The organism is Bullifex porci, assembly GCF_009695635.1.
GTDB lineage: Bacteria > Spirochaetota > Spirochaetia > Sphaerochaetales > Sphaerochaetaceae > Bullifex > Bullifex porci.
This window is the reverse complement of record NZ_VUNN01000008.1, coordinates 48641-62001: the sequence shown is the minus strand read 5'-3', so window position 1 is coordinate 62001 and position 13361 is coordinate 48641. Positions and strand designations below refer to the sequence as shown.

12 protein-coding genes are annotated in these 13361 nt (G+C 34.5%); 8 read left to right on the top strand and 4 right to left on the bottom strand.

Going from position 1 to position 13361, the window contains the following annotated elements; all coding sequences use genetic code 11:
* Positions 1-67: 67 nt before the first annotated feature.
* Positions 68-1453, top strand: a complete 1386-nt coding sequence (locus tag FYJ80_RS05605; RefSeq protein WP_154425218.1) for a hypothetical protein — start codon at positions 68-70, stop codon at positions 1451-1453.
* 3 nt (positions 1454-1456) lie between these two features.
* Here the strand turns inward: FYJ80_RS05605 and FYJ80_RS05600 are convergent, their stop codons facing one another.
* Together FYJ80_RS05600 and aroF are read right to left on the bottom strand one after the other, a co-directional pair.
* Positions 1457-2167: a hypothetical protein gene (locus FYJ80_RS05600; RefSeq protein ID WP_154425217.1), complete on the bottom strand. Its 711-nt coding sequence runs from the start codon at positions 2165-2167 to the stop codon at positions 1457-1459.
* Positions 2168-2217: 50 nt separating this feature from the next.
* The gene (aroF, locus tag FYJ80_RS05595; RefSeq protein ID WP_154425216.1) at positions 2218-4128 is read right to left on the bottom strand and encodes a 3-deoxy-7-phosphoheptulonate synthase; all 1911 of its coding nucleotides are present in this window, start codon (positions 4126-4128) and stop codon (positions 2218-2220) included.
* 65 nt (positions 4129-4193) lie between these two features.
* On the opposite strand from aroF, the gene FYJ80_RS05590 reads away from it, so the two are divergent.
* Both FYJ80_RS05590 and FYJ80_RS05585 read left to right on the top strand, forming a co-directional pair.
* On the top strand, positions 4194-5309 hold the full coding sequence (locus FYJ80_RS05590) for an HNH endonuclease domain-containing protein (protein WP_206360982.1): 1116 nt from the start codon (positions 4194-4196) through the stop codon (positions 5307-5309).
* The gene (locus FYJ80_RS05585; RefSeq protein ID WP_154425214.1) at positions 5299-5967 is read left to right on the top strand and encodes an endonuclease III domain-containing protein; all 669 of its coding nucleotides are present in this window, start codon (positions 5299-5301) and stop codon (positions 5965-5967) included. The genes FYJ80_RS05590 and FYJ80_RS05585 overlap by 11 nt, the downstream gene beginning before the upstream one ends.
* On the opposite strand, the gene cutA is transcribed toward FYJ80_RS05585, so the two are convergent.
* On the bottom strand, positions 5951-6265 hold the full coding sequence (gene cutA / locus FYJ80_RS05580; RefSeq protein ID WP_154425213.1) for a divalent cation tolerance protein CutA: 315 nt from the start codon (positions 6263-6265) through the stop codon (positions 5951-5953). The genes FYJ80_RS05585 and cutA overlap by 17 nt on opposite strands.
* Before the next feature lie 107 nt (positions 6266-6372).
* Between cutA and FYJ80_RS05575 the strand changes: the two genes are divergently transcribed.
* The 5 genes from FYJ80_RS05575 (at position 6373) to FYJ80_RS05555 (ending at position 12846) form a co-directional block, all read left to right on the top strand.
* On the top strand, positions 6373-6747 hold the full coding sequence (locus tag FYJ80_RS05575) for a DUF5655 domain-containing protein (protein ID WP_154425212.1): 375 nt from the start codon (positions 6373-6375) through the stop codon (positions 6745-6747).
* Positions 6748-6845: 98 nt separating this feature from the next.
* Positions 6846-7361, top strand: a complete 516-nt coding sequence (gene pth, locus FYJ80_RS05570; protein WP_235899594.1) for an aminoacyl-tRNA hydrolase — start codon at positions 6846-6848, stop codon at positions 7359-7361.
* A 67-nt stretch (positions 7362-7428) separates the two neighbouring features.
* Complete coding sequence (locus FYJ80_RS05565) at positions 7429-10797, top strand: alpha-amylase family glycosyl hydrolase (RefSeq protein ID WP_154425210.1); 3369 nt, start codon at positions 7429-7431, stop codon at positions 10795-10797.
* Between the two features lie 55 nt (positions 10798-10852).
* Entirely contained in the window at positions 10853-12097 is a 1245-nt protein-coding gene (locus tag FYJ80_RS05560; protein WP_154425209.1) for a cation:dicarboxylate symporter family transporter, read from the top strand.
* A gap of 80 nt (positions 12098-12177) precedes the next feature.
* Entirely contained in the window at positions 12178-12846 is a 669-nt protein-coding gene (locus tag FYJ80_RS05555; protein WP_154425208.1) for a hypothetical protein, read from the top strand.
* Between the two features lie 23 nt (positions 12847-12869).
* Here the strand turns inward: FYJ80_RS05555 and FYJ80_RS05550 are convergent, their stop codons facing one another.
* Positions 12870-13334, bottom strand: a complete 465-nt coding sequence (locus tag FYJ80_RS05550; RefSeq protein ID WP_154425207.1) for a YbaK/EbsC family protein — start codon at positions 13332-13334, stop codon at positions 12870-12872.
* Between the last annotated feature and the right edge of the window lie 27 nt (positions 13335-13361).

Genomic DNA, 13361 nt, shown 5'->3' with positions numbered 1-13361 from the left:
TTAAACAATTTCATTAATCTTTTTCTCAATGAAAAGGTGTGTGTCAATTATATTTATACTTTGTATAATGTTATTCCCATTATGTGCAGTAAGTAAGCTATTGATTCCCAATAGTTTAGTTATTGGCATGGGAAATGATAAGTGGGATATTGGTTTATTATCGTATAATGCAGATGACCAATTAACCTTTTCAGAACACGTAAGATTAAGTGCTCCACTATGGAGCCTTAATTTAAATATGATGGCTATTTCTAATAGAGGCTGGCAGGACGGCTGGTTACCAGAAAACGAGCATGCCATAGGGGATGGTATTAAATTTGATGGGCGATATGATGTAACAGAAATATCCTTAACCCTATTTATGAATATAGTTAATAACGATAGCTTTTTCCTTAATTTGAAGCCTGAAGCAGGTATTTCTATTGTAGGAAACCAAGGTTATGAGAAAATACAAAATAACTTTCATAAGCTTCTACAAATTGCTACTGTCGAAATTCCATACGAAGCTACAGGAAATGAAATCAAGCTTCAATTAAGTAGTCAACTAGATGGAGGTATTAGATTACCTTTAAAGTCATATTTAGGCTTTGGCGCAAAAATACAATACATTCCTACCTTTTCATCCATTACTATGTTATATCTTTCTATAGGAAATTTAGAAAACTTTAAGCTCTCATTAAGCTATAGCTTTGTTACAGCGAAAAGTCAGTGGAAAACACAAGAAGTATATTATGAGCACCTAAAGGGTCCAGCCCTAGAGCTATCAATTGATTCTGGCTTTATGAAGCTAAGCTTTCATTCTAATTTACTAACTAATAATGGATATGGAATAGTAAGCTTTGATGTATTATCTCTCTTTGAGGAAGCATATTGGAAGAATAGTGATATATATCTTACCTTCAAGGAGTTTAAACAAATTAATTCCTATTTCTATGAAATAATGTTCTCTTATCCTATAGATAAAGCAAGTATATCATTATCAATAAGATATTTATCTGATAATCAATCTTTTGTTTCTATAGAACAAAAGCAGGATACAAACTATAAGGAAAGATATAGAAAATCTTTCCCTAGTATATTTGTTGGATATGACTATAGCTTTGGAAATACTAATTTAATATTAACACCATATATTAATTTAAAGGGTGGAATAATGCTTTGGCAGGTAATAATCCAAAGGAATATGCTAGTAAATAATAATATACAAAAAGAAGTATATCCTATGATTTACTCCCTAGCTTTAGATTTAGAATTAGGTCTTAAGCTATTTAATCAATACGCAGTAAGAACAAAGAATACAGAAGCAAAGCTTATTATCTTTGCTGGCTTAACATTAATTCATAACCCTTCTGAGGTTAAAGCTTACCTAGAGGATCTTACAGATAATAGCGAAAGGATTAATTACCTTCTACCTAGAATTGGTTTTGGTGTTGAAATAGGCTTTGATTTATAGCCTTCATATTATTGGCTTATAGCTTCTAATATCATAGCTTCCATCACTATTTACTCTGATAGATATATAAATTAGAGATGAACAGTTTAAAAAGCGATATAGTCCTGGATATAGCTCTATTGTTGCAGTACTGTCACCATCACTAATTTCAAATACTGGTAAATCATCATATTCAGGGATATAGTACCCCTTTGGAATAGCTTCTATATTAACCTTATATTTCTTTACCTTATAATTTTTAGGATTAGAGTAATCACCATTTAATAAATCAACGAGGAAGGCCTCTTCATCAAAGTAGCTTCCTAGCTCAGATACTAGCTTTGTATAATTTAAATTAGCAACTAGTTTAGGATTGTACTCTAAAGCCTCTAATAGTGTTGCAGCAAGTCTTCCCTCACTATTATGTAGATATATATTTGTATCATCACCAGGAGTATATCCTCCCCCTAGAGGGGAGAGCATATCTAAAGGATAAGCAACAAATATAGCTGTCCTTCCAAGCTTTATTTCAATATCAAATCGAGTATTAGTAGAAAAAACTGTCTTTTTCTTTACCTCTTCTCCATCGAAATACTTTAGTGTTAGCCACATTGGCTTTTGTGTTTGATATTCCCAATAGTGGCTCTCTAAAATAGAGACATTTACGCTATGGCTTTGGTCCATAGAACAAGAAAATAATAAAAATAAAATAGATAAAAAAATCACTCTCTTCATATTAATAATACAAATTTTTAATTAAAAAATATAAAGAGAGTGATTATGTCTTAGTGAGCGCTCTTAAATGTACCAAGAACTCTGAATGATGTAGTCTTTTCCTTTAATAGCTTAATTGTATTTTTAAACTCCTCTTCATCCTTCATCTCTACCTCTACAAAGAAGGAATACTCCCATGGTTTTCCTGGAATTGGGCGTGATTCAAGCTTCTTCATATTTAAGCCATGGTCAGATAGGATTTTAAGAACCTTAAATAAGGAACCAGATTCATTTGAAACACTGAAAAGAATAGATGCAACATTTGATGCAAAGCATGATTTAAATTCCTCTGAATTTTCTTCACGAGAAAGAATATAGAACCTTGTATAGTTCTTTGGATTAGTCTCAATTCCTTCCCTTAGTATTTCCATCTTATTGTATGCTGCAGCAGGTGCACCAGCAATTGCTGCAAGTGATTTATCACCTGTTTGCTTGATATAGGAAACAGAACCCGCAGTATCAAAGAAAGGAACCTGCTCTGCATTTGGAAGCTCCTTCTCCAAGAATTCACGACACTGTGCTAATCCCTGTGGGTGTGATAGAACCTTCTTGATATCTGAAAGCTGAGTACCTGGGTTTACAATTAGATTATGAATAACTCTAATTTGCTGCTCTCCAACAACTGTTAAAGCAGGGTAACAGCCAAGTAAATCAATGTTCTCTAATATAGTACCACCTAAAGTATTTTCAATTGGGAGTACTGCATAACGTACCTTTCCAGAATTAACTGCATCAAAGGTATCCTTGAAGCTCTTACAAGGTAATACCTTTACATCCTCATCAAAGGTACGTCTAATAGCTAATTCACTAAATGCACCACGTTCACCCTGGAATGCAATTACGTTGTCACCTTGTGTTGTTTCACAAGCACTTTCATCTGTTATTGATGAAGGAATAATTCTTGGTGATGTTTCTAGAGATTTACCAACTACTGGGCAAAGGGCCTGAACATCTCTAACGAGCTTCTCAAACTGTGATGGATATAGCGATTGAGGGCCATCTGAAAGAGCCTTTTCAGGATGGTTATGAACCTCTACCATAAGGCCAGAAGCTCCAGCAGCAACTAAAGCAAGAGCCATTGGGGAAACCATGTCTCTAATACCTGTTGCATGAGAAGGATCTCCAATTACAGGAAGGTGTGTTAGCTTTTGTACAACTGGAATTGCTGAGCAATCGAGAGTATTTCTAGTAGCTCGTTCAAAGGTTCTAATACCTCTCTCACATAATACTACTTGGTCTGTACCATTTGCCATTAAATACTCTGCAGCCATCAACCACTCTTCTATTGTTGCACTCATACCACGCTTAAGTAATACTGGCATTCCAGTTTTACCTACTTCCTTTAATAGCTCGAAGTTTTGCATGTTTCTTGCGCCGATTTGGAACATATCGATGTAGTTTTTCATCATCTCTACATCGCGAGGTGAAACTACCTCTGTTGTAACAGGCATACCGTATTTATCACCTGCTTCACGAAGATATTTAAGACCTTCCTCTCCAAGGCCCTGGAAGGAATAAGGACTTGTTCTAGGTTTAAATGCACCACCACGTAGGATTACAGCTCCAGCCTCTCTTACACTTGCAGCAATTTCCATTATTTGAGAACGACATTCACAAGCGCATGGACCAGCTATAAGCGCTACTCTATTACCACCTATTTTTACATTTCCAACCTTTACTATAGTGTCTTCAGCTTTTAATTCTCTTGAAGCAAGCTTATAAGGCTTTGAAATAGGAACTACAGAAGCAACCCCAGGGAGTAATTCAACCTCTCTAGGATCAATATGTGCCATTCCTACAGCACCGAGTACTGTATCCTGCTCACCTTTAATCTCTTTGACTAAAAATCCTCTATCAGACAAGAAGGATTTAACTTTATTCTTATCCTGTAAATCTATACCTTGTTTTAATACTACAATCATAATCAACTATGCTAGTGATATTTTATCTAATGGTCAACAAAGATGAAATGAGCTATCATGTTTTTATGATTTCCTCTTTTCCCCTCGATAGTAAGCTAAAAATTAATGAGCTTTCTAGAATATTTGATAGTAAAAGCGAAAGCTATAAGCTTTTTTGGTTTGGGGCTTTACTTTCAAAGATTAGAGAGGATAAAAGAGAGCTTACATTCAATGAGCTAGTAGATGATATGATTGCAACTGCTTGGTACATGGTTAGTGAATTTCATCTTAATCTAGGTCCAAGTGACACAATGGAAAAATTTATTCTAGCGCTTCAGGACTCTACTACATTAAAGCCTACAGAAGAGAAAGGTAGTATTATTTCATTTCTTAATTCTAATCAATTTGACTTTATTGAAAAAACTAAAAAGGTATTAATCAACGAGGTTCCATATAGAATTTTAAGTACAATGGTCGATTTAAATAGCGATGATTGGAAAAAGGGCAGTAAAGCTAGAATTGAGATGATTAATAGAAATGATGGCCTAATTTACAAGTTTGGCCCATATAATGGGTTAAATACTAAGATTTACATCGATAATGATTGGGCAAAATATATAAAACAAAATAGTGTTTTCTTTGAAGGCTGGTACAAATATAATTTAATTGAGTACCTACAAAAGAGAAACCCAGCAGTACCTGGTATTCCTGATAAAATAGAACCACCAATAGAGAGAAAGCTTGTAGATATATCTAAATTCTGGAAGGAATGCTTATCATTTAAATCTATTAGAGAGATATATAGCAAAAAGACTCTTAATGCTAATGATATCTCTATAGACCACTTCATTCCTTGGTCATATACAGTAAGTGATGAGTTTTGGAATTTACATCCAACAACAAAGAAAATAAATAGCTCTAAAAGTAATAATTTACCAGATTGGAATATTTATTTTCCTCTACTTTGTGATTTACAGTACACCTCATATTTATTAATTCATAAGCATCCTAAGCTTATGGATGTATTTATGAATACATCAAAAAACCACTTTTCAAGCCTTGAGGTTAAAGAAAGATTGTATTTAAAAAAGGAGCATAATAAGCAAAGCTTTTCAAATGCTCTTGAGGAGGTACTAGGACCTCAATATTTAGCAGCCTCAAGCTGTGGATTTAAGAGATGGGAGTATAACTATGAATTTTGATGAAGCTTATTTTGATAGAATCTTTGCTTTATTTCAGGAGGCATTAAAAAAGAAGAAGAGAAATCTTCCATCTGTTTCTTTAATTGCTCTCAAGATGAATACTCCCTATACAGTTCTTATTTCGACACTAATATCACTAAGGACAAAGGATGATGTTACACTTGCTGCCTCTGAAAGATTATTCTCATTGGCAGATAATCCAGAGAAGATGCTTTCATTAAGTGATGAGGAGATAGAAAAGGCAATTTACCCTGCTGGCTTTTATAAGAGAAAGGCACAAAACATAAAAGAGATCTCAAAAACCTTAATAGAAAAATATGATGGTAAGGTGCCTTCAACACAGGAGGAGCTATTAGCACTTCCTGGTGTTGGAATTAAAACTGCTAATTTAACCTTAAATTTAGGCTTTAATATCGATGCAATTTGTGTTGATTGTCATGTACATCAAATAGCAAACCGTATTGGATGGATAGATACTAAAACCCCAGAGGAAAGTGTTGATGCTCTTGAAAGCATTATGCCAAGAAGGTTTTGGATACCTCTAAATGAGCTATTAGTTGCCTATGGACAAAATGTTTGTCTAAGCATCTCTCCTCTTTGTAGTGAGTGTCCAATATGTAAAGAATGTCCAAAGAAGGGTCTTAAATATTCTCGTTAAAATGGAAATAATTGAAAGCAGGAGTCTCATATGGGTGAGCTTTCTTCATTGCCTTTATTACGCTTTCAAAGACTTTATCATCACAGCTCATCTCTAGCTTATACTCATCAACCTCCTCTACATTTCCTTGTTCACCTAGATATGGGTTACTGCCATTAAGGGGACGAAACCTTCCTTTTCCCTTTGTAATCCAACAGCAGCTATCATAAAAACCAAAAGAACCACCTCCTGCTTCAAACATTGCATCTCTAACCTTTTCTAAAGCAGGTAATGGAATATAAACGGATATTTGATACATTCATTTCTCCTTTTTGATATCGTTTTTATCATCTCTATTATATAGCTTTTATAATGAACTATACTTTTATTGATGCTAGAATTTTTATTAGCTTAAGGGGAAAAACAATGAATAATGAACAAGCCTTCTTTCAGTATAGAGAGTGGGCAGAAGATATCTATAATGATTTAAAGAAAAAGCTTATTTCTTCTTTTCCTGTAGTAAATATAAGAGTGCAGAAAACTCAAATTACTTTCTCTAATACTCGAGTTTTTGGTTGTGTTTCTTTTTTAAAAGTAGTTAAGAAGAGTGAAACTAGGTCTCCTTATATAGTTTTGACATTAGGCCTTCCCTATGCTCTATCATCATTGAGAGTCAAGGCTATGACAGAGCCATATCCAGGGCGCTGGACAGTTCATATTCCAATCTTCGACTCTAAAGAAATTGCTAAAGAGCTTCTTTCTTGGATAAAAGAAGCATATTTATTTGCTGAAAGTAAGTAACTCAATTTCTATCCCTTTCAGAGGCGGTAAATAGAATATAACCGGAAATTTGGTACATTCATTCTTACTTTTTTGCTATCCTTAATATCATGATAAAAATGACAGTTTTTTTGGGTAATCCCACTAAGGAATATGCAAAGACTAGACATAATGCTGGTTTTATTGCTGCAGATACACTTTTTCCTAATTTAAGTTGGCAAGTAAAGTTTCATAGTGCTTATGCAAAAGAAGGTAGCATGATTTACTTAAAGCCAATGACCTATATGAATCTTTCTGGTACTGCAGTTAGTGAAGCTGCCTCATTTTTTAAGATTAAAAGTGATGAAATTTTAATTGTACACGATGATCTTGAGCTTCCTTTAGGGTGTGCTAAATACCAACAGGGAGGTGGATTACAGGGACATAATGGCCTTAGAGATATTAAACAGCGTTTAGGCAATGACAATTTTTATCGCTTTAGGATTGGTATTGGGAGACCTGTACATAAAGATGTCAGACTATATGTAACAAGTGATTTTACAAAGGACGAGGCTGTAATTTTAAGTCAATTATTAACAAAAGCAAAGGATACTTTTATCTTTCCTCCACTTTCTGCACAAACAATAAATATTTAATAATTATACCCAATTAATATATTTTCTGATATTATAAAATTATCTAGGAAACAAGGGGTGTTATTGCATGCTACAACATGATTTTCGTATCTCAAAGCAGATAAGAGAAAAGCTTGATATTAAGAAATCTGTATTTGTTACAGAGTTTGATTTACAGCGTATATATAACGAAGCGAATGATATTGCCTTTAAATATAATGAGTTAGTAAAGAAAACTAATGAGGGTGAGTTTATAAGTGCAGGTAAATTGCACACAGTTGCAGTTCTTCATCTTTTATATCAAAGTGTATTAAGCACTTATCTTAAAGAGAATAATCCTGATTTATTCTCAAGAGCTCTTCCATTAGTTGTTGATGATTCAGCGATGAAGGATGTCATTATTTACTATAGAGACAATTTCCCTTCTCCTCTCCTAAAATCTATTGAGCCAGATAGTGTTTATGAGCTTGAAGAGGATTTAAGAGGCTTCTTTATACACCAAATTATGCTTCAAAACCCTGCTTTAACAAAAGCAGCAAAACCTTTTGTTGCTCCAGATGGAATTACATTCCCAATGGGATACAAAAGCTTACAATCTATTTTAGGTAGCTATTCTAAGGGAAAAATGATTTCAGGTTTTGACGAGGATGATATTTTTGAATTCTTAACTCGTCCAGGAAGATTATTCCCAAATAGCTTATCTGAGCAGCTTAAGTTTATTTTAAGAGAGTGGAGCTTTATTCTTCCAGAGGAGCTTAAGCTATTACTGCAATCAGGACTTGATTTTATTGCTCAGGAAGAGAAGGACCATGGTACCTTTAATGGTGGTGGCGGTCCAGCACCTGTTATGGAGGTTCCTGATTACTCCGGTTTAAATAACGAATATGAAGCCTTCAGTGCCGATACAAACTGGATGCCTCGTGTTGTTATGATTGCAAAGTGTACTTTAGTTTGGTTAGACCAGCTTTCAAAGTGGTACCATAAGGATATTAGAACTCTTGATCAAATTCCTGATCATGAGCTTGACCTATTACAGGAAAGAGGCTTTACAGCTCTTTGGCTTATCGGACTTTGGGAAAGAAGTAGTGCGTCTAAGGAAATTAAGATTTTATGTGGTAACCCAGATGCTGATGCATCGGCTTACTCCTTAAAGGACTATGAAATTGCACAGAGTATCGGTGGCTGGAAGGCTTTAGAGAATTTAAGAGAAAGATGTAATGCAAGAGGTATTAGACTTGCTTCTGATATGGTTCCAAACCATACAGGTCTTGATAGTAATTGGATGTATGAGCACCCTGAATACTTCGTTTCTCAGGACTATTCTCCATTCCCATCATATACCTTTAATGGACCAGATCTTTCTACAAATCCTAATATCGAGATTAAGCTTGAGGATCACTATTATAATAGAACAGATGCAGCTGTAACCTTTAGAAGAAGAGATAAGAGAACTGGTGAAACTAAATATGTATTCCATGGAAATGATGGTACATCGATGCCTTGGAATGACACTGCACAGCTTGATTATCTCAATCCTATCACTCGTGAGGCTGTTATTCAGAAAATTTTACACGTTGCTCGCAACTTCCCTATCATCAGATTTGATGCTGCAATGACTCTTGCAAAACGTCATATTCAGCGTCTCTGGTACCCAAAGCCAGGAACAGGTGGTGATATCGCAGGAAGATTTATCTATGCAATGAGCGATGAGGAGTTTAACAGAAGAATTCCTCAGGAGTTCTGGAGAGAGGTTGTTGATAGAATAGCTCAAGAGGTTCCTGATACACTTCTACTTGCAGAGGCCTTCTGGATGCTCGAAGGATACTTTGTAAGAACTCTTGGTATGCACAGAGTATATAACTCAGCATTCATGAATATGCTTAAAAACCAAGAGAACCAGAAATATCGTTTAGCAATTAAGAATACTCTTGCTTATGAGCCAGAGATTCTAAAGCGCTATGTAAACTTCATGAATAACCCAGATGAAGAGACTGCTATTGCTCAATTTGGCGATGGAAATAGATACTTCAGTATTTGTACTATTCTTTCTACTCTTCCTGGTCTTCCAATGTTTGGTCATGGCCAAATTGAAGGCTTTAAGGAAAAGTATGGAATGGAGTATAAGAGAGCATACTGGAATGAGACACCAAATGATTGGATTATTTCAGAGCACTACAGAAAGATTTTCCCTCTTTTAAGAAGAAGATATCTATTTAGTGGTGTTGAGCACTTTAATATCTATGATGCTTATTCAAATTATGGTGTCGAGGAATCAATATTTGCATATGCAAATGGTGATAGAGAGGAAAGAAACCTTGTAATCGTTAACAACCAATTTGAGAGAGTAAGTGCAAATATTAAGGTATCAGCTCCTAAGCTTAAGAAGGGCTCAGATAAACGTACTGAGACTGTTACTCTTGCAGAGAACCTTGGCTTAACCTTCAGTGGTAGAAGATTTGTAATCTATGAAAACTTCTCAGATGGACTTACATACATTGTTCCTTCTATTAAGTTCTTTGAGGAGGGCTATAGCTTTACTATTGATGGATATGACTCTATTGTTCTATGGAATATTAGAGAGGTTGAGGATACAGATGGTTCATATGAGAAGCTTTGTAACTTCTTAAATGGTAGTGGTGTTCCAAATATCAATATCGCAGTTGCTCTATTTAGACTTAAGCCTATTTATAAGCTACTTGAAAGTTTTAGATCACCTGCATTCTTTAAGGGAATATCTCAAATCATCTTTGGTACTTCTACTGTTCAAAGTGAAAGAACTCTACTATTGATGATTGCAGAGACCTACACTCATCTCTATGGTGAAAGAGAAACCTTTGACGAAGCTTTACAAGCACAGTTATATCAGCTTCCTGTAGAAATTGAACCAGATGTAATGATTAAGCAGCTTGGTAACTTAGCAAAGGCTATGAAAGGAACAAAGGGTAAAAAGGCCTTTGAAGCATTTACTAAGATAGCTCCAGAGCTTCCAATGATTATTGCGACAGCTATAACTCTTAAGCCTTTTATTAATGAGGAAGAGGCTAAAGCAATCGATGCTCTAAGCGCATGTGATAGACTTCTAACTACCTATTTCTTTGAGGAAAAGAAGTCATCCTTAAAGCTTAATGACCAAGAGTTCCTACAGGTTGTTCACTTCGGCAGTCTATTTAACATTCTCGGTCATATAATGGCTAAGAGTAAGGATAAGAGTAATGTTGGTATGCTTAAGGCAATTCTGGATGATAAAGAAATTCGTACTGCTGTTAAGTGTAATGAATATCAAGGTGTAACATGGTACAACAAGGAACTCATGCAGAACCTAATAGTATTATCAGCACTATCTTATGTAACATTATATGGTTCAAAAGGTAAGTTTGTTGCAGATGAATATATTGCAGAGCTACTACAAAAGGAAAGTCTTGCAGAGTATAAGCTCAACAAACTTCTTAAAGACTAAATCATAAAAGCCCTCGTAAATTGACTTACGGGGGCTATTGGAGTAGGCTAAGGGTATGAAGACTTGGATAACTTATCTAGCTTCCATATTATTGGGGCTAGCGACAACACTTCTTTTGGGTGATAGCATATATATTAGCTCACTGATATCCACATTATCACAAATTGTGATGAACGTTGGGTTATTATTATTCATACCTCTAGTCTTAGTAGGTTTTTCATCAGGAGTAGCATCCTTAAGAAAGGATAACCTTGGGAGCAATAATCTAAAGGGAATTGTACTTTGGTCTGTTGTAACAGCATTAATTCTTCCTATATGTGCTACTTTGATATTTACACTATATCCAGTTGCATTTCCTGTAACCTCTACTGCAGGACAAGAGTCATTTTCTGATTCCTTATTAGTTTCAATGTTCTCATCTGCAGGTAATCAGCTACTAAGTGGAAATCCATTTTATACTTTAGCAACTGCTTCTAGCTTTATCCTTCCTATAGTAATTATTTCATGGATTTTAGGATATGCATTAAAGCCAAATGCAGATGTAATCAAACCTGCCTATAGTATTGTAAATTCATTTAGTGAGGTTATGTTTAGGCTCTCAAGAGCATATACAGTCCTTGGATATATTATTGTCTATATCGCATCAACACAGACATTTACAGCTCTATATCAAGAAAAGACTGTTTTTGTAGCTCCTAAATTTGTTGCTATATTTACCTCTATTACAGCTTTAACCTCTTTAATTATAATTCCAATAATTTATGCAATTATAACAAAAGGAAAAAGAAATCCTTATAAGGACACCTTCAGATCCTTATCTGCTATGTTTATGGCTTTAACTACATCTAATATCTTAGTTACAGCTCCAGTAATTGAATCTACTAGTAGACATAATAATGGTGTTCAAAAGAGAACAGCTGCAACAGCAACTCCTCTTTATACAATTATTTCAAGAGGTGGTACTGCTACAATTACAGCAATTAGTACATTATCAATACTAACAGCTGTCACAGGAAATTCTCTTGATATCAAGACATCTTTAATAGTAGCACTATTTAGTGCTCTTTCCTCCTTCGCAGCTTCTCTTGCTCCAGGATTTGAGGTTATGTTTACTTCTATTATTGTATTTAAGCTAGCAAATGTAACCTTATATGGTGCTGAAATGACTATTATGGGAATTCTTCCATTAATAAATGGTCTTGCACTTCTTTTAGATGCACAATTAGCAATGCTCGGAAATGTAGTAGCAGCAACCTTTATTAAGACAGATATTAAACCACCTTATAAGGATATTTTATAGTGACCTCAAATAGTAATACAAAAATAATATCGACTATTCAATTGTGTTCATCTATTTTAGTGGTCGTTATTTTAGGTTTAATGGGCTATGCACTATACAATGCAGGGGATTACTTATTTATATATTTAGAAATATTACCTAAATTAGTATTAGTACTCTCTGCGTTGGTTCCTTCTATTGTACTTAGAGTTAGACATCAATCAGAGGCTGTTGAAGGCTCACTCATACCATTGTTTCTACTATTTATTACACTAGAAACCTTCACAATACTTCCAGCCTTTTATGATTATTATGGCATCTATATTGTAAGCTACTATTTAAGCAGTACATTAACTAGAGGCTTTATGCTTTCTGCTGCAATGTCATTGCTTTTTGGTTCAATATTAAATTTACAAAGTGATTCAATTTCAAGGATAAATATCTATGTATTTATCTCTATTGTAGCTTCCTTTATTGTATCCTTTATAATCCCAGTTGATGAGCTAAATCCAAATAAAAACTATCATAATATTTTCTTTACAATAACACTGCTTATATTAATTTTATTAGCAAATGCTACATATCTATTAGCCTTTTTAAAGACAAGAGAGCTATATAAAATTAAACGTTTCTTAACATGCTTCTTTTTATCTATTGGACAGTTTTTAATTCTTCTATCAAATAACTATGCAATAACTAATATTTTTGGAATGATATTCTGTATTACAGGAGCTATCATGCTCTGTATTGTAAGCCCAGATGGATATTAAAAAAATAAGGGGTCAAGGACCCCTTATTCTTTCGCTACATCAACCCAAGAAGCATTTGGTAGTAATTCCTCTATTTCCTTAATAGTTAGCTCAATAGCACTATTACTACTTCCTACAGCAGGGAATACTGTCTCAAAGCGTTTTAATGATTCATCAAGATAAATTGATACATTTTCATTAATACCAAATGGACAAACACCTCCTGGAGCGTGACCAATTAATTCAACACTTGATTCATAGGATAGCATATGAGCCTTTTCATGGAAGACTTGCTTATACTTTTTATTGTCTACCCTAACATCACCTGCCATAACTATCAAGATAGGAGTATCCTTAACTATAAAGCCTAAGGTCTTTGCGATTCTACACTCTTGGGTATTTAGTGCTTTAGCTGCCAACTCAACGGTAGCTGTAGAGACTTCAAAGGTAATTACTTTGTCTCCAAAGCCTCTATCTGATAGATATTTTTTTGCGCTTTCAAATGACATGCTGTACCTCAAAAAAAACGGCACGCT

Bases quoted from the DNA above. Each gene is read 5' to 3' on its own strand.
- FYJ80_RS05560 (WP_154425209.1), top strand. From the start codon at position 10,853: ATGAAGACTTGGATAACTTATCTAGCTTCCATATTATTGGGGCTAGCG.
- FYJ80_RS05590 (WP_206360982.1), top strand. From the start codon at position 4,194: ATGATTTCCTCTTTTCCCCTCGATAGTAAGCTAAAAATTAATGAGCTT.
- FYJ80_RS05605 (WP_154425218.1), top strand. From the start codon at position 68: ATGTTATTCCCATTATGTGCAGTAAGTAAGCTATTGATTCCCAATAGT.
- pth (WP_235899594.1), top strand. From the start codon at position 6,846: ATGACAGTTTTTTTGGGTAATCCCACTAAGGAATATGCAAAGACTAGA.
- FYJ80_RS05565 (WP_154425210.1), top strand. From the start codon at position 7,429: ATGCTACAACATGATTTTCGTATCTCAAAGCAGATAAGAGAAAAGCTT.
- aroF (WP_154425216.1), bottom strand. From the start codon at position 4,128: ATGATTGTAGTATTAAAACAAGGTATAGATTTACAGGATAAGAATAAA.
- FYJ80_RS05550 (WP_154425207.1), bottom strand. From the start codon at position 13,334: ATGTCATTTGAAAGCGCAAAAAAATATCTATCAGATAGAGGCTTTGGA.
- FYJ80_RS05575 (WP_154425212.1), top strand. From the start codon at position 6,373: ATGAATAATGAACAAGCCTTCTTTCAGTATAGAGAGTGGGCAGAAGAT.
- FYJ80_RS05555 (WP_154425208.1), top strand. From the start codon at position 12,178: ATGGGCTATGCACTATACAATGCAGGGGATTACTTATTTATATATTTA.
- cutA (WP_154425213.1), bottom strand. From the start codon at position 6,265: ATGTATCAAATATCCGTTTATATTCCATTACCTGCTTTAGAAAAGGTT.
- FYJ80_RS05585 (WP_154425214.1), top strand. From the start codon at position 5,299: ATGAATTTTGATGAAGCTTATTTTGATAGAATCTTTGCTTTATTTCAG.
- FYJ80_RS05600 (WP_154425217.1), bottom strand. From the start codon at position 2,167: ATGAAGAGAGTGATTTTTTTATCTATTTTATTTTTATTATTTTCTTGT.